The sequence below is a fragment of the Nitrosomonas ureae genome (assembly GCF_900108305.1).
Lineage (GTDB): Bacteria > Pseudomonadota > Gammaproteobacteria > Burkholderiales > Nitrosomonadaceae > Nitrosomonas > Nitrosomonas ureae_B.
Genome location: NZ_FNUX01000037.1, coordinates 1 through 16,464, shown reverse-complemented (window position 1 = coordinate 16,464; position 16,464 = coordinate 1). Strand labels below are relative to the sequence as shown.

Annotated in this window: 15 protein-coding genes; 14 read left to right on the top strand and 1 reads right to left on the bottom strand. The window is 38.4% G+C overall.

Features of this window, described 5'->3' with window-relative positions:
- Window positions 1-200 precede the first annotated feature (200 nt).
- Complete coding sequence (gene rpmE, locus C4S39_RS14140; RefSeq protein ID WP_103967595.1) at window positions 201-401, top strand: 50S ribosomal protein L31; 201 nt, start codon at window positions 201-203, stop codon at window positions 399-401.
- Between the two features lie 98 nt (window positions 402-499).
- On the opposite strand, the gene C4S39_RS14135 is transcribed toward rpmE, so the two are convergent.
- Window positions 500-811 (bottom strand): cupin domain-containing protein, encoded by a 312-nt coding sequence (locus tag C4S39_RS14135; RefSeq protein WP_103967594.1) that lies wholly within the window; start codon window positions 809-811, stop codon window positions 500-502.
- Between the two features lie 697 nt (window positions 812-1,508).
- Here C4S39_RS14135 and C4S39_RS14130 point away from each other — a divergent pair.
- The 13 genes from C4S39_RS14130 (at window position 1,509) to C4S39_RS14070 (ending at window position 16,380) form a co-directional block, all read left to right on the top strand.
- A complete protein-coding gene (locus tag C4S39_RS14130) occupies window positions 1,509-2,477 on the top strand; it encodes an EpsD family peptidyl-prolyl cis-trans isomerase (RefSeq protein ID WP_103967593.1) in 969 nt (322 codons plus the stop codon).
- 43 nt (window positions 2,478-2,520) lie between these two features.
- Window positions 2,521-3,336: a polysaccharide export protein EpsE gene (gene epsE, locus C4S39_RS14125; protein ID WP_103967592.1), complete on the top strand. Its 816-nt coding sequence runs from the start codon at window positions 2,521-2,523 to the stop codon at window positions 3,334-3,336.
- A gap of 83 nt (window positions 3,337-3,419) precedes the next feature.
- Window positions 3,420-4,784 carry a chain length determinant protein EpsF gene (gene epsF / locus C4S39_RS14120; protein WP_103967591.1) on the top strand — a complete coding sequence of 455 codons (1,365 nt, stop codon included), beginning with the start codon at window positions 3,420-3,422 and terminating at the stop codon, window positions 4,782-4,784.
- Window positions 4,785-4,813: 29 nt separating this feature from the next.
- Entirely contained in the window at window positions 4,814-5,713 is a 900-nt protein-coding gene (gene epsG / locus C4S39_RS14115) for a chain length determinant protein tyrosine kinase EpsG (RefSeq protein WP_103967590.1), read from the top strand.
- A gap of 8 nt (window positions 5,714-5,721) precedes the next feature.
- On the top strand, window positions 5,722-6,618 hold the full coding sequence (xrtB, locus tag C4S39_RS14110; RefSeq protein WP_103967589.1) for an exosortase B: 897 nt from the start codon (window positions 5,722-5,724) through the stop codon (window positions 6,616-6,618).
- 63 nt (window positions 6,619-6,681) lie between these two features.
- Window positions 6,682-7,368 (top strand): exosortase-associated protein EpsI, B-type, encoded by a 687-nt coding sequence (gene epsI, locus C4S39_RS14105; protein ID WP_103967588.1) that lies wholly within the window; start codon window positions 6,682-6,684, stop codon window positions 7,366-7,368.
- 249 nt (window positions 7,369-7,617) lie between these two features.
- Window positions 7,618-9,120: a hypothetical protein gene (locus tag C4S39_RS14100; RefSeq protein WP_103967587.1), complete on the top strand. Its 1,503-nt coding sequence runs from the start codon at window positions 7,618-7,620 to the stop codon at window positions 9,118-9,120.
- Window positions 9,121-9,458: 338 nt separating this feature from the next.
- Complete coding sequence (locus C4S39_RS14095; protein ID WP_103967586.1) at window positions 9,459-10,178, top strand: sulfotransferase family 2 domain-containing protein; 720 nt, start codon at window positions 9,459-9,461, stop codon at window positions 10,176-10,178.
- Window positions 10,179-10,220: 42 nt separating this feature from the next.
- Window positions 10,221-11,108: a sulfotransferase family protein gene (locus tag C4S39_RS14090; RefSeq protein WP_103967585.1), complete on the top strand. Its 888-nt coding sequence runs from the start codon at window positions 10,221-10,223 to the stop codon at window positions 11,106-11,108.
- 240 nt (window positions 11,109-11,348) lie between these two features.
- Window positions 11,349-12,482 (top strand): glycoside hydrolase, encoded by a 1,134-nt coding sequence (locus C4S39_RS14085; protein WP_103967596.1) that lies wholly within the window; start codon window positions 11,349-11,351, stop codon window positions 12,480-12,482.
- An 87-nt stretch (window positions 12,483-12,569) separates the two neighbouring features.
- Window positions 12,570-13,445, top strand: a complete 876-nt coding sequence (locus C4S39_RS14080; RefSeq protein WP_103967584.1) for a sulfotransferase family protein — start codon at window positions 12,570-12,572, stop codon at window positions 13,443-13,445.
- Between the two features lie 467 nt (window positions 13,446-13,912).
- Window positions 13,913-15,127 carry a glycosyltransferase gene (locus C4S39_RS14075; RefSeq protein WP_103967583.1) on the top strand — a complete coding sequence of 405 codons (1,215 nt, stop codon included), beginning with the start codon at window positions 13,913-13,915 and terminating at the stop codon, window positions 15,125-15,127.
- Window positions 15,124-16,380, top strand: a complete 1,257-nt coding sequence (locus tag C4S39_RS14070; RefSeq protein ID WP_103967582.1) for a lipopolysaccharide biosynthesis protein — start codon at window positions 15,124-15,126, stop codon at window positions 16,378-16,380. Before C4S39_RS14075 ends, C4S39_RS14070 begins: the two co-directional genes overlap by 4 nt.
- Window positions 16,381-16,464 lie beyond the last annotated feature (84 nt).

Sequence of the window (16,464 nt, the reverse complement as noted above, 5' to 3'; positions counted from 1 at the left end):
TTGCTTAGAATACATTGAGTTGTTTTTGAGAATGTGATCTGCCCAGAATCAGTTTTGTGTTTTGCAATCGTGATGGTTACCATATCAAGATATTTATTTCTATATGGAAAAAGACTGATAGTTGCACCGATACACACATTAAAGGATAATTACGGCTTTTTGGTTTCCCTTTGGGATTGAATAATTTAAGGATATTGGTAATGAAAGCAGACATTCATCCAGACTATCATGAAATAACTGTAACTTGCAGTTGTGGTAATGTTTTTAACACACGCTCGACTATGAATAAATCTTTAACTATTGAAGTATGTTCACTTTGTCATCCGTTTTATACGGGTAAACAGAAAATTGTTGATACTGCTGGTAGAGTTGAGAAATTCCGTCAAAAATACAATAAATAGTGATCTAAATAATTGTTGATGCTCTACGTTAATAAGCTGACAACTTCAAATATATTGATTGAAGATGTTATGGTGGTTGGTTTCGGTGTAAACCATCATCAATAATGAACGGCGAGCCAGATAGTTTCATTTTCTGGATTTGTCCACGAGACTCTGTGCTTTTTATGAGCGGGGATATTGATGAAATCCCCTTCTTTAAGTTGCACAGAAGTCTGATCCTCAAAAGTAAGTGTAGCGTCTCCTTTGAGAATTATCACCCATTCATTCTTTTTCTGATCATGCCAAGACGACGATTGCTGGCCTTTCGAAATAATTCTTTCAATTATTACCGCATCATCGTTGATTAAAGGCTCAAAAATTTCATACTTCAAATTTTTAGGAATTTCTGAGAAAATATTTTGTGGTTTCATTTTCGATTGATCAATAAAACGAGACGGTTCAAAAAATCGCAATGGTTCACCGTACAGTTACCCTACAGTAACAGATACTTAGATTGCGAGCCTAAACATTTATTAGCGCTTGTTTTCTTTAAATCTTTTTAAAAATTCAGGAAAAATACTGCTTGTGTTCTCTGCAACTCATATGCTGCTCTGATCATATATTCCAAATATAAAAAACAAAATAAGGTGTAATAGTTAGGATGTTTATTACTTTAACATTTCTTAAAAGTCTCAGAATAGAGGTATACACTAACTCATGATGAAATTTGATGTAAGATGCTGTTAGTTAGCTGAGATTAATCTTTGTAGATTCAAATTTACCTTTCTTGATGTGAAGGATTAAAAAACAAAAGATAAAAAGCACAAATTAATATCCTGCATTTAGGAGGAGCTAGATTATTTAAATTTTTTGTTTTTCTTTAAATATATTAATATATGCCTGATTTATAATAAATATTGATACATTCTATAAAGTCGTGGCTTAGATGTTAAAGTTTTAAATTGAATTGTCGTAGCTAGCTTGAAATAATTCTTGTCCTTTCTAATATTATAAATAACTAATTTAACTTGAATTTTTTGTGATCTTGTCACGGGATAGCTTGTAATATTAAGGGTAGTTATGGAGCGGTTTGATTGAAATTGTCATCATAATAAAAAGGAAAGCACTATGGTATTAGCACACATAAGAATGATTTCGATAATAGGGCTAGTGTTTATTACCGTTCTCACTCTTACTGCCTGCGATAAAGAGCCTAGCACAAAAAAATCTGGGCAATCAATAGTGAGCGTTAATGGTTTTGAGATTACTATGCTTCAACTTAACGATGAAATAAGACGGAGTAATATCCGAGCTGATCAATATGAGATCGCACGCGAGCAATTATTGGAATCGCTCATTGCTCGTCAGTTGATAGTCGACGAAGCTGTAAGGAATAAACTTGATCGTACACCTGAAGTGATGCAAGCACGCGAGCGTGCGAATGCTCAAGTGATTGCACAAGCATATTTACAGGGAATTATTAGTAAGCTTGCAAAGCCATCTAAAGCTGAAATTGAAGATTATTTCCAGAAAAATCCAGAGCTGTTTGCACAGCGCAAACAATTTGATTTGACTACAGTGCGAATTGCAACTAGAGATGTCAGCGAGGAGCTAAAGAAGGTAATAGATGCAGCAAAATCTATGGAAGAAGTTGTAACTTGGCTTGATAAAAATAAAATCCAATATTTTCGTAGCTTGGCGACCCGAAGTAGTGCTGATCTACCGTTGCAATTAGTTTCAATGTTACGTGAAAAAAGTAAAGACACTATTTTTATCATCAATGAGCAAGAAAAAAGTATCTTGATTTCAGTGAATGCAATTAAAGATAATTCAGTTTCAGAGACTGTTGCGGCACCACAAATTGAAAGATTTCTGATCAACCAAAAATATAAAGAAGCAACAGATGCTGAAATCGCACGTTTACGTACTTCAGCAAAAATTGAATATCTAAATGCGAAAGCACCAGAATCCACTAATATAGAGAAATCAGAGAATCAGTTATTCAGAATTTCTCCGGACCCTTTGAATAATATTGACAATCCATTCGGAGCAATTTCTAAAGAAGTAATTGAACGAGGTATTACAGGGCTAAAATAAATATTTAGTCTATTGGCTTAGGATAAATTAAGGATATAAATAAATGGAAAATATTATGAAGAAAGGGCGACTATTGATTATGTTTTTGGCGCTGCTCTGGATAACTGGTATCGCTAATGCAGCTACCGGAGAGAAAAAAGAAAGCGTATTGGGGCCAGGTGATACATTAAAAATATTTGTATTTGGCCAGCCAGATATGACTACTGAGGTGAAAGTAAGTGAGGCCGGGAATATAACTTTTCCATTATTGGGTGAAATATTTGTTGATGGACTAACGCCTTCTGAAGCAGAAAGAAAAATAGTCAAGTTGCTAGAGAGTAAAGATATTTTACGTAAGCCACAAGTGAACATCATTACTGCTTCGTTACAAAGTCAAATGGTGTCTGTACTTGGTTATGTGCGTAACCAAGGGCGATATCCAATTGAGGGTAAACGCAGATTGACCGAAATTCTTGCTATGGCAGGAGGAATTATTCCCGATGGGGCAGAACAGATCACTTTAATTCGTTCGAATGGTAGTAAATATGTTAAAGATATAATCGATGTTTTGGAGATGATTCGCTCTGGCGATTTGAATCGTGATTTGAACATAAGAAGCGATGATCTTGTCTATGTCGAAAGAGCTCCTCGTTTTTACATCTATGGTGAAGTCCAACGTGCCGGAGTATATAAGCTTGAGCGCAATATGACAGTTATGCAAGCGTTGTCGGTGGGGGGGGGGTTAACTCAGCGAGGTACTGAACGTGGCTTGCGGATTCAGCGTCGTGGTGAAGAAGGCAATCTGCAGATTTTAACTGTTAAATCGAGTGATTTGGTAGAGCCTGACGATGTAATTTATATAAAAGAAAGTCTGTTTTGATATTTGCTGCAGAATTTCTCGATTTGATTTGTCCTATGAAGTAAATAGTGTAGTTTAATGAGGTTCGGAATAGGATTGTACGCATGGATTTTTCTCGATTTTTTCTTATTATTTTAGCTCGCCATAAACTGATACTCTTAACGCTTATTGTGACAATGTCAACCACTTTATTGGTTAGCTTGTTAATGTCAAAGAGCTACAAGTCGACAGCGGTAATGGTACTTACCCATAAAGGAGCGGATCCTGTAACGGGATTGATAATGTCACCCCAGCAAATTACAGGTTACATGGCTACGCAATTGGATATTATTAAAAGCTCAAGAACTGCATTGATGGTAGTTGATCAACTACGGCTTGATCAGAATGAAGCTGTTGTGAGTCAGCACAGACAAAGCAATTCCTCCTTGGAGATGCGCGAATGGTTGGCTACATTGCTCCTTAAAAATCTGGAAATTGAAACATCGCGTGATAGTAGCGTGATTCGTATAAGCTTTAAAGGTACAGATCCTGCCTTTACTTCTGTTATTGCTAATGCTTTTGCAAATGCATATCAAGAAATAAGTGTACGTCTGACAGCGGAGCCTTCGCAGAAGGCAGCATCTTATTTTACTGATCATCTAAATGTATTACGTAACAGATTGGAAGTTGCACAAAAAAAACTAACCGAATATCAACACTCACATGGGATTGTTGATGCAGATTTTCGGCTTGACATCGAAACAAAACGATTAAATGATCTTGCTAGTCAATTGGTAGTGGCACAGGCAGATCGGATTGGCGCAGATTCAAAATTTGACGGTGCAAGCCGGACAAGCGAAGCGCTTAGTATTACTAGAAATGCGGTGATTAATAATCTTAAAATAAATTTAGCGCAATCCGAATCAAGGTTCTCTGATATTGCTCAAAAGCTAGGTAAAAATCATCCCAGCTACATTGGAGCAAGAGCAGAAGTTGACAAACTTAGATCTGAGTTAAGTAGACACATAAGTTTTACTGATCGAAGTGCTCTTAATCAGGAAGCCGAGATTAGTAAGGCTCTTGAAGAGCAAAAACAAAAAATACTGACATTGAATCGTTCGAGAGATGAGCTTCAAATCCTTGAAAGAGACGTGGATGGAGCGCATCAGGCATATAACAGTGCAATGCAACGTTTAAATCAAACTACTCTTGAAGGGCAATCCAATTTATCAAGTGTGTCTATACTTGATGCAGCCAAAACTCCGGATAAGCCAGATAGTCCTAAGATATTACTCAATCTGGCTTTGTCAGCATTTTTGGGAACTTTGTTAGGGATAGGAGCAGGATTGCTTGCAGAGATAATTGATCGGCGCGTGCGCTCAGCAGAGGATCTGGTAGATGTTCTCCATGCTCCTGTATTTGGCATTATAAAACGGGATATTCCGAAACAAAAGCGCTTACAATTAGTATTGCCTCGTTTGCTACGATGAATGATTTAGAAAGCCTTAAAGGAAATAAAATGAGCATTCCAGATTCTTTAGAGACAAAGAAGCTGAGTGATTCCGACTCTACAACTACAACTACTGTGCGGAAGTTTAGTATCGGGCACATTTTGTTGGATATGGGGAAAATTACGCCAGTTGAGGCTGAGCGTATATTACGATTGCAGAAAGAAAGTGGCTTACGCTTTGGTGATGCAGCAATAAAGTTAGGCCTAATTACTGAAGCAGATATTCAGCTGGTACTGGCACAACAATTTGATTATCCCTATTTATTACCTGGACAAGGAAACCATCCGCCGGAATTAGTGGTTGCATATCAGCCATTTGGAACTCAGGTTGAAGTTTTTCGTGCGGTAAGAAGTCAATTAATGCTACGTTGGTTCACTTTTGAACGTAAAGCGCTAGCGATAATTAGTTGTAACCCGAATGAGGGGGCAAGTCTTTTTACTGCAAATCTTGCAGTGGTATTTTCTCAGCTTGGTGAACGGACATTGTTAATTGATGCTAATTTACGTTGTCCGCAGCAACATGAGATTTTTAATCTGAAAAATAAGCAGGGTTTGTCTGATGTGCTCGTAGATCGTGCTAATGTTTCGGAGGTCATTGCTAAAATAGATTCATTTGTTGATCTTTCGGTGTTGCCCGCGGGTACGTTGCCACCGAATCCTTTGGAGCTTCTTAATCGCTCGTCATTCGACGAAATGAACAATCAGCTTGCGAGTCAATACGATGTCATTCTCTATGATACTTTAGCATTTTCTAATGGGGTTGATGCGCTCGCTATTGCCGCTCGTACGGATGGCGCACTAATAGTTGCACACAAGAACAATACTCGCTTAACTGATATCAACGCGATGAGTGAGCAACTCAAATATAGTGGTACCGAGGTTGTAGGTTCAGTGCTAATTGATTTTTAGTAGATATTGTGACTTTATATCAATTAAGTAATTCTAAATCGGAGATATTAGACTGGTGGCCTATCATTCTAGGAGTATTGGCTTTATATATTCCCACTTTTTATAGTCTGGCAAATGGAATGTGGACAAATGAAGAACAGGCTCATGGGCCGATTATTTTGATACTTTCACTGTGGCTTATATTTAGAAAGTGGAAAATAATGATGAAAAAGAGCGATGGCCAATCAGCTTCAGCTTTCGGATGGATAATTCTTTTGGCCGCTCTAATTTTTTACATTATTGGCGGCTCTCAACAGATATTAATACTAGAGATTGGTTCTTTTATTCTAATTCTAGCAGCGATCCTACTTATTAAGCGTGGTTATGTTGCACTCAAAATCATGTGGTTTCCGTTATTTTTTTTATTATTTATGATTCCGTTGCCAGGTGCAGTAGTTAGTTTCTTTACTATGCCAATGAAGATGGCTGTTTCGTATGTGGCAGAGAATATTTTGTTTTGGGCAAATTATCCTATCGCCAGAAATGGTGTGATTTTGCAAATCGGACAATATCAACTTCTTGTGGCTGATGCTTGTGCAGGACTGCAAACATTGCTAACTTTGGAAGCACTAGGTTTATTTTATCTGAATCTAGTACATCATACTTCGGTTTTTCGTAATGTAGCATTGGCTATTCTTATAATACCCATTTCTTTCACAGCTAATGTTATTCGCGTTATTGTACTTACTCTGATTACGTATCATTATGGTGACGCAGCAGGGCAAGGATTTCTTCATGGATTTGCGGGTATGGTTTTATTCATTAGTGCATTAATATTGATTCTTGGGGTAGATGGATTGTTGCAGTATTTTGCGCGAACACAGCATGCCAATGTCATTTTACCAGTAAGAAATGTTAGTTCTTAATATCGTCTATATTATTTGTAGCATTGATGGAATTTAAAGTACTAGTAAGGAAGGAGAGTATTAATGAATAAATCTCTGGTAGTTAACATATTGATTGGATTATTAATGATATCGTCAGGTGCTTTGACAATGGCCTTAACTCCTACCCAAAAGATTGCTGATCAACAAGAAAGAATTAATCTTGAAACGATGATTCCTGACAAATTTGGAGATTGGAAAATCGATAGAACAATTGTTCCACTACAGGTAGATGCCGAAACCCAGGCTAAACTTGACAAAATCTATAATCAAACGTTAGCTAGAACTTATGTTAATTCTCAAGGTGAGCGAATTATGCTTTCAGTGGCTTATGGAGGGGATCAGAGTGATAGTTTGTCGATACATAAACCAGAAGTATGCTACTACGCTCAGGGTTTCGAAATAAAAAAGATTTTTCCTGGAGAACTGCTTACTCAATATGGAAAATTACCAATTAAGCGTTTACTGGCTATTAAAGGTAATCGAAATGAGCCAATTACATATTGGGTTACGGTTGGTAATAAAGCTGTTCTACCCGGGTTTGATCAAAAGCTGCAACAATTACGTTACGGTCTGACAGGGAGTATTCCAGACGGTATTTTGGTGAGAATTTCTTCTATAGATAACAATAATGACGTAGCCTATCAGCTTCAGGCTATTTTTATTCAAGATTTATTGTTAGCTGTTAATATCAATGAAAGAGCAAGGTTAATAGGTACTTTTCAAACATAGTAGTAACTTATCAAAATAGTGTCGATGTTCTAGAAAGATATTAAAGCCAAACAGGACCGAATTCTATGAATTAATGGATATTATTGGGAAATACAATTGCAGAATATAAGAAATTTATTTGTGCTATGGGCTTGATAATAGTGTGCGATTTCTTAATGAAAGCAAATAAACTAAAGCAGTGCGCTTAAAAATTACCCAAACTCTCATATATAACACAAATTCAGTGAGATCAGATAGAGTTTTTTTATTATGAAAGCAGAAATATCATCCAGATTATTTAATAGTCTAGACTCTAGGACGCTAATTTTTGCCTTGCTGCTGTTTAGTGTACTGGTTTTATCAATTCTTAGTGGCGTACTTGCCGCATCTGGTAACTTAATTCTTTTGGTTCCTTTGCTGGTTTTATATGGTGTTTTTTTTATTCTTGCTGCACCAGTTGCTTGGACAGTTTGGATATTATTTTGGGGAGCATTTCTGATTACCGGACCCAGTGCTTATTTTATCCGTTTTTCGCAGCTTCAGTGGTTTACGGTATTGGTAAGCGCAGCGCTGTTGTTGCCTTTATTACTTCATTTGTTACGTGCCAGAACAGGTATAAAGTCAATCTCATTTTCTGCTGATCTTTTGGGCCCCATTATCTTAGTTTTGCTGGTGCTTTTTTCTACTGTTATTGATCAGCCTTATTTTTCTGAATTTATAAATGCATCGCGGTATTACCTTCTAATGTGGCCATTGATGCTAATTATCATGTTTGGCTTAATAACTGAGAAAATGATAATGCAACTGTGGAAAGCTCTCATGATTGTAGCTGTTCTACAATTTCCAATGGCGGTTTATCAATACCTCTCTGTGGCTTCAAGTAGTACGCGATCATCTCCATGGGATGCTGTAATAGGTACATTTCATGGTGCTATGGAGGGCGGGGGAGATAGTGCAGCAATGGCTATTATGTTGTTGATTGCTATGTTAACTGCAATTGCATTATGGCGCGAAGGAAAACTTAAAGGCTTACAGATGTTTTTAGTTGTATTGCTTGGGCTTTTTACACTAGGCTTGGCGGAGGTTAAAGCAGCAGTCATGCTGCTTCCGATTTCTATAGGCCTGTATTATCGTAGAGAACTATTGAAACGACCTATAGAGTCTATTGTCATTATGATAGGCGCCATTCTGCTGGTCGGGGTTCTTTTTGCATTTTATGAGAAGCTTCATTATGGAGATGTCTCTACACATACATTCAAGAAAAATCAGGTTACTTCAACGTATGATCGAGTGATGCGGGCAATAGATCCTGAAGCACAGACATATGACGGTCGTGAGTTGGGTCGTGTCAATCTTTTACTAAACTGGTGGCACTTCAATGTCGGTAACGGTGATCTGCAGCATAGTTTATTCGGGTACGGTATGGGAGCAACTTATGAAAGCAGAATCGGAGTGGGGGAGCTAGTGAATCGCTTTCCCTACAAGATAAATACATCTTCATCTCTTATATTATTATGGGAAATTGGTATTTTGGGACATTTGGTTTTCCTCTTCATATTGTTATTAGGAGCAAGAACTTCGGAATATGCAGCTGGTAATGATGCTGTTCCAGAGATTCATCGTATTTTCCTAAGGGTAGGCACAGTAGGATTGTTACTACTGGTTCTAACAATGCCTTATAAAGATTTTCATTTGTACTCTAACCCGATCCAGTTTCTTATGATGCTGATGTTAGGTCAGGCCGCTTATTGGTCGAGATTCTTAAATAAATGATTAATTAATCATTTGATTTTATTTTTAGCAGACAAATATTCGATGGAGAAATGTGATCATCTGATTCTCTCAGCTTGATCTTAAATTAGAAGTATCACAAGTGAGATTTTGATGCTGACGCATATGATATAAGCATTGTAAATGTCACATATCGAAGATATGAAATAAGGCAGGACTTGGAAAGCGATCCATATATAAATATCTAGGAAAATGTTGCAAAACTTACGGAACAAAAAAAGTATTCAGATACTGAGAGAACACTCGACGAGAAGTGAGCGGGCATTAGGTTATGTTTAAAAATAAAATATATATTTATAATAATTTTTAAGGAAATTTTGATGCAAGGATGGCTCAAAGAGGCTTATGGGAAAATAATTCCTTTCGGGGTACGTCAAGATATTAAAGGATATACTCGACGAAGACAATACAAAGCATTAAGACTGCAAATCAGTAGTGATGGTTATTCCCTAAAGCCGTACGACGATTTGCATTGCATTTTTATACATATTCCCAAGACAGCTGGGATATCAGTCTGCCAAGCATTCTTCGATTGCTTAGGTGGGGGGCACCTTACAGCACGAACTTATCAAGTAATATTTGGAGCTGAATGTTATAAGAATTATTTTAAGTTTGCTTTTGTGCGTAATCCATGGGATCGATTGGTATCTGCATATGTTTTTTTAAAAAAGGGAGGCTTAACTGAGCAGGATAAAGCGTGGGCACATGAATATCTGGATAAATTTGACAGTTTTCAGGATTTTGTCATGCATGGATTGACATCCTCTGATATTTATCGCATTTTACATTTTATTCCACAGTGGGAATATGTGGTCAATAAGAACGGGAAAGTCGATATAGATTTTATCGGTAGGTTCGAAACCTTGGAGAATGATTTTGAGATATTGGCTGAAAGACTGGGAGTATCGACTAATTTATTAAAGATAAACCATAGCCTGAAGGGGGATTATCGTAACTATTACAATGATGCTAGTGCTGAGGTCGTGGCTAAGTTGTATTCGCGCGATATTGAATTGTTTGGTTATTCATTTGATCATTGATTAGCATATCGATGTCGTCTTATTTTCTAAAATAAATTAAATATGAAAATCAATTTCATAGGTGTCGGTGCGCAGAAATGTGCATCTACATGGGTGCATCGTGTTCTATCAGATCATCCGGAAGTGGCGATATATCAAGGTAAGGAGAGTGATTTTTTTTCAACTTATTACGGTCGTGGTTATCAGTGGTATGAGAAACAGGTAGGGGGCGCGAGTACGGTAAGCGCCAGAGGAGAAATTTCACCTTCATATTTTGCTGATAGCGATACACCTAATCGCGTTTTTCTATACAATTCGGCAATGCGGATCGTGCTATTGCTGCGAGATCCGATCGAACGCGCTTACTCCAATCATTTACACGTAGTGAGGCAAGGTTATTTCGCTGGTCAAAAATTATGTTTTGAAGATGGATTAGTCAATAATCCAATGTATGTAGAACAGTCGCGCTATGCTAAGCACCTCGCTCGTTGGTTTGATATTTTCCCGGAAAATCAAGTGCTAGTGATTTTCCAAGAAGATATTCGCGACAATCCTCAGATACAGGCACGTAACTTATATCGTTTCTTAGGCATTGATGTAAATCATCAATCTTGGTTTTTAGAAAAAAAAGTGAATGAAAGTATAATTGTTAAAAATGCAAAACTGGATCTTTTTCTCAAGCAGTTAGGAAAGATTGGCCGACATGTGGGCGGAAAGAAAATTGTCGAGGCGGTTAAGAATAATGATCTAATTCGCAATTTACGTCGAAATCATAATCAAATTGAATTGCGTCAAGTTGTTCCACCGATGCGTGAAGACACACGAAAGTATTTACAAGATATATTAGCAAATGATATGAATGAGTTATTGTGTCAGCTTAATCTAGAAAATTTACCTTGGCGGAGCTGGCTGACGTTGCAAGGCAGATCGAGTGAAGACCAATTACAGTGACTCGAAAGGAAGTTCCGTTTAACGGATAAACTGGTTTTTATAATACTAAGTAATCTGAGTAATTGGGTGAGATCATTAGAATCTGGTTAATTTAATTGCTGCTATGATAATGTCTTTGGGTGGAGCACTCAAAAATATGTCATATTTCTTGCTACCTATTCCTAGCAATATTGCAATCCATTTAATTCTTAATTGAGTACTATTGAGATGAGATTTTTATATAAAAACTTTGAGATATCCATGAATATCACGAGCGCCATAATCAGATTAATTAAATCCAACTCCCCTATCGCAGGTGGACAAAAGCAGTATCTTGCCTGGGTTGTATTTATAAGTACTTTCTTGTTCAGTCATAACATAGTGGCTAATCCCGTAAAATGGCATCCGGGACATTACAGTACAATTTTAGGTCATGGTAAAAATGATCCCAAATATATGGCGCAAGTATATGAGGAACTCAAAGCAACACCGGCATTGCGTGGCATACAAATTCGTTATTTTTGGGTCGAACTGGAAACTGCAAAGGGTGCGTATGACTTCACATCGATTGATCAAAGGCTTGCTGAACTTGCTGCAATAGGAAAGCGGCTTGTCATTCAAGTACAAACAAAATCATTTGTTCCTAAAGTGGAACTTGTGCCAGCTTATTTAAAAGCAAGTGAATATGATGGCGGTGCATTTGCTTATAGTAGTTACGGCAGTACAGCGCTGAGAGGATACAACATTGCGTTATGGAATCCGCAAGTGCATGATCGTTTGGTTGAATTATTCAAGGCGATGGGGGAGCGCTATAACTCTCATCCATACTTTGAGGGCATCGGTATGATAGAAACTGCGTATGGAGAACCGATTGTCTCCCAGCCTGCTCATCAGATGCCCAAATTCTATGATAATTTGCTTAGCGTTCACCAGAAAATGCGGTCATTTTTTCCCAACACTATGACGATCCAGGAGGTGAATTATCCGACCTCAATTCTAGCGTCGTTTGTGGGAAAACTAAAAGAAATGGGAACAGCATTAAGTGGTCCGGATGTTTTTAAAGATGAGCCGGGATTGAATCGTAATACACGAAATGCACCAAGAGGTATATATAATTTCTATCCAGAGCTTTCAGGAATTATACCTTTGGCTCCTCAAGTGATGCATAAGAATTATATGAATACTCGAAATGACGGTTCTGGCAATGTGCCAGCTATTTCAGAAATTTTTGCTTTTGCACGAGATAGTCTGAAATCCAATTATATTTTTTGGACGCGTAATCCGAAATATTATTCCAAAGTACTTGAACTACTAAATGAACCTGATATAGCGAAAGACCCTTTTGGTGGTTTGAGATCGGTTTGTCCTAGCACCTATACTTCTTGCGTTGATTAAAAATAGAAGAGTTTTATTGCTTTAATCGAATACCGAATCAGGGAAATTTGTTGATATAACTTATAAATTAACTACGTGAGATCTCTAATGTTACCTGACTTTGTAGTAATTGGCGCGTTTAAGGCGGGATCGACTTCACTGCATCATTACTTTGGCCAACACCCTAGTGTTTTTATGACAAAAGTAAAAGAGCCTAATTTTTTTGCTTTTGATTCAAAAAACAAAGCGCATGCTGGAATGAATCGTCAGCAATTTATGGTAACCCATCTTGCCGAATATGAATCGTTATTTGATGATGCCAGGGTTGACCAAATTAAGGGGGAAGTTTCCCCTTATTATTTATATAGCTCTGTTGCTTTGCAGAGAATGAAAGAAACAGTGCCGGAGATTAAGATAATTGCGTGTTTACGAAATCCGGTTGGTAGAGCTTATTCACATTATCTAATGCGACTTCGCTCGGGGAAGGAAACAAAATCGCCTGAGGAAGCGTTTTCTGAAGACGCTTTCTGGGTAAAAGCTAGCTTGTATGCCGATGCAATACAAAGTTATCAGAAAATTTTTGATCAAGACCAACTTAAATTTGTATTGTTCGATGATCTTATCAACGACCCGCAAACACTGATGTCTGAATTATTTAGCTTTATAGGCGTCGACCCAACTTTTCAAGTGAATACTGATTATAGATTCAATCCCGGTGGCACCCTCAAGCTTCCATGGCTGCATCATGGCTTGAGTGCGTTGAAGCGCATACCCGGGTTGCGACGATATACCCCGCCTTTTATTAGAAACCGTCTTGCGCGAATTAGAGATAAGAATCTTGCACCTGCAGAAGTACTGTCAATGGATGTGCAACAACAATGGCTGAAGTATTATAGGGATGATATTTCACGTGTACAAGATATTTTGCATCTTGATCTATCAGGCTGGTTAAAAATTAAAAAGCCTAAAAATCAAGCAATGTAGCTGTTTGACAACTAAAGGATGTGATCTATATCCTATGTGTTTTAAGAAGTGTTATTTGTGCCTGCACACAGGCTAATAGTGATTTTATTCAAATTGAGCTAGGTAACTGATTTGCGGTTGAAAATAGTGTAACTTGGTTGTTTGCGTAAAAATTAAATCAAAGTAAATTAACAAACACCTAGCTTTTTTACCTCAAACTTTCATTTAGAAAAATAATAAGTCAATGTAATATAATACCTGAGGTTATTATATTAATCATTTGATATAATTGATAATTTTAATATTATTAGAATTATCAATATCAACTCAATCTAAGATGCGGAATTTGCTTGGATTCAAATTGTACGATCGAAATGCTGATTAATAGTGAAATCATTGTAACTCTCTGCTTACAAAATAGAAATGAAGAATCAAGGACTGGAAGTAAGTATGTTGAATTCTTGTAATCTGTTAATCGATAGAATGCTATGAAAATGCTTTATATCGTGGAAGATCGCTTCCCGCCATTCCGGGCAGATGTTGTGGAGTTGTTTGCAAAACAGATGCCGGATCGAGGTCATCAGATTGATTGGTTAATGCAAAGGGGACCAGATGCGCTCAATGTGTTATCGCCTACAGATTGGTTGGGAAATGCTGTGTATCTCACTCCACGGAGCAAGCGGCAGGGATTATTTGGCCGGATACTGAACAACCTGCTAGGCATGTGGGGGGATTTAATGATTTTGTTTCTTGCTTTCAAGAATCGCTATGACGTAATTCAAGTACGCGATAAGTTTTTTGCTAGCTTGATTGCTTGGTTGGCAGCTCGTTTGACGGGTGCTCGCTTTACTTATTGGATGTCTTATCCGTTTGCCGAGTCTAAATTGTACCAAGCCCGTAATAAGCTTGTGCCGCATCATCGACTTGTTTGGCTAAAGGGGCAGCTTATTCGCAATTTGCTTTATAAGATAATTCTGCCATCGGCGGATCATATTTTTGTGCAAAGCGATCGAATGAAAGAAGATGTTGCACAAGAGGGTATTTCTCCCGACAAGATGACCGCTGTGCCAATGGGTATTCGTGCTGATCAGGTAGGTAAAACTGAAGATGCTAGAGCCCCAAACATACATTCACCTTTGTTACTGCATCTCGGGATCATAATGCAATTGCGCCAATCAGAGATGCTAGTACGTGTACTTCAGCAAGTGCGGTTGCGTTATCCTGATGCTCGTCTGCTATATGTAGGTGATGGTCAACTGCCAAGCGATCGTCAAGCAGTAGAAAAGGAGGCATCTCGACTGAAGCTATCGACGGCCGTAACAGTAACAGGCTTCATGCCTATGGAAACAGCCTGGGAGCTGGTCGAACAAGCTGATATCTGTTTTTCGCCTTTCTATCCTGTTCCAGTGTTACTTTCCACTTCACCCACAAAACTCGTCGAATATATGGCTATGGCTAAATGCATAGTTGCTAATGAACATCCCGAGCAATGCCAAGTAATGGAATCGAGCGGAATTGGGCGTTGTGTGCCATGGGGTGAACAATCTTTTGTTGATGAGGTTTGTAAGTTGCTGGATGATCCTGAACGTGCGCGGACGCTGGCATCGAGAGGACCGGATTGGGTACGAAAGTACCGTACTTATGATGTTATTGCCGATCGAGTAGAGTCACAATATAAAAAATTACTTGGATTGACAATATGAATAGCTCCGGTCTTTATTCCGGTAACCGTTTTCGTCAAGCGATAGCGCATTATCTATTGGGGCGGACTGCACAAGCGATTTCTTCTTTCATTTTTATAATCTGGCTGGTTCGCTTATTGTCCCCGATTGATTATGGGGCTTACATGGTTTTGTGGGGCATGGTGGAAATGATGGCACCACTGAGCTCCTTGGGTATGCTCGAGGCAGTAAGACGATTTCTGCCCGAATTAGCATTGCGAGGAGCACCCAGTGCTCTTACATGGTTTGTGCGCTGGATGACTCTAATCCGTTTTGCCATCATGATAATTTGGACGGCACTGATATCTGCTTTTTGGCTGGACATTTCTGCATGGCTGGGTTTCAGTGCGCCGCAGCAAGATGCTACCTTAGTAGCGGTTGGGCTGATTATTACCGTCATTGGTTTTCGGTATGCCTCAGAAATGTTGGAATCACTTTTAGAGCAACGATGGGCGCAGTTGATTCATTCATTAATGTCAATTGGACGTTTGGCTGGTGTTGCAATATTAGTATTAATTGAGAGTTTGTCGATCGAACAATTGCTGTGGATGGATTTAATCGTTTCACTAGTCTGTTTAATATGGGCCGAATTTCTCTTAATGCGAAAATTACGCAGCATACAAAGTGCAGGGGATTTTCATGTAAGTGCATACGAAATATTTAATTTTGCATGGCACATGGCAGGTGTGAATCTTCTTCGGGCCGTTGCTAACCCTGGTGCGCTGCGTATGCTGGTGGCCAGAACCTTAGGACTTGAGATCGCGGGAATGTTTGCTTTTTTGCAGCAATTATTGTTAATTGTCGGACGTTATCTTCCGGCAAAGTTGTTGGCGAATATTATTCGGCCTATGCTGATATCTCGCTACGTGGCGGGAGAGGTTGATGCGGTTAAAGAGGGAATGGCTTTATTGTGGAAGAGTAATTTTCTAATAATTGCTATTTGTATGGCAGCATTAAGTGTTGCAGGCAATGAACTAATTGCTTTGGCAAGCAGCGGGCGTTTCGCCGATGCTGGCATGGTTATGGTAATTATGCTGCTTGGTTTGGGTGCAACAAGTCAAGGTCAGTTAGTTGTTATGATTATGCAGATTTTTCCGTACACACGCCAATTAAGATATCTCAGCATATTATCTGCAATAACACCGATAGCGGTAATAATTGGTTCAAACTGGGGATTGATGGGCGTAGTATGTGGAATCGTGTTAGGTGCATGGTTAATGAATAGTGAGCTATAGTCAAATCTGGTGTATAGGGAATCAAGCGGCATTCTGTTTTTGATCTGCTGTTTGTTTAATACCGTTAACGAACTTAACGCCGTT

Coding starts and splice junctions, on each gene's coding strand:
- C4S39_RS14090 (WP_103967585.1), top strand. CDS start 10,221: ATGAAAATCAATTTCATAGGTGTCGGTGCGCAGAAATGTGCATCTACA.
- C4S39_RS14130 (WP_103967593.1), top strand. CDS start 1,509: ATGGTATTAGCACACATAAGAATGATTTCGATAATAGGGCTAGTGTTT.
- C4S39_RS14100 (WP_103967587.1), top strand. CDS start 7,618: ATGAAAGCAGAAATATCATCCAGATTATTTAATAGTCTAGACTCTAGG.
- C4S39_RS14085 (WP_103967596.1), top strand. CDS start 11,349: ATGAATATCACGAGCGCCATAATCAGATTAATTAAATCCAACTCCCCT.
- C4S39_RS14075 (WP_103967583.1), top strand. CDS start 13,913: ATGAAAATGCTTTATATCGTGGAAGATCGCTTCCCGCCATTCCGGGCA.
- C4S39_RS14135 (WP_103967594.1), bottom strand. CDS start 811: ATGAAACCACAAAATATTTTCTCAGAAATTCCTAAAAATTTGAAGTAT.
- epsF (WP_103967591.1), top strand. CDS start 3,420: ATGGATTTTTCTCGATTTTTTCTTATTATTTTAGCTCGCCATAAACTG.
- epsG (WP_103967590.1), top strand. CDS start 4,814: ATGAGCATTCCAGATTCTTTAGAGACAAAGAAGCTGAGTGATTCCGAC.
- C4S39_RS14080 (WP_103967584.1), top strand. CDS start 12,570: ATGTTACCTGACTTTGTAGTAATTGGCGCGTTTAAGGCGGGATCGACT.
- epsI (WP_103967588.1), top strand. CDS start 6,682: ATGAATAAATCTCTGGTAGTTAACATATTGATTGGATTATTAATGATA.
- rpmE (WP_103967595.1), top strand. CDS start 201: ATGAAAGCAGACATTCATCCAGACTATCATGAAATAACTGTAACTTGC.
- C4S39_RS14095 (WP_103967586.1), top strand. CDS start 9,459: ATGCAAGGATGGCTCAAAGAGGCTTATGGGAAAATAATTCCTTTCGGG.
- epsE (WP_103967592.1), top strand. CDS start 2,521: ATGGAAAATATTATGAAGAAAGGGCGACTATTGATTATGTTTTTGGCG.
- C4S39_RS14070 (WP_103967582.1), top strand. CDS start 15,124: ATGAATAGCTCCGGTCTTTATTCCGGTAACCGTTTTCGTCAAGCGATA.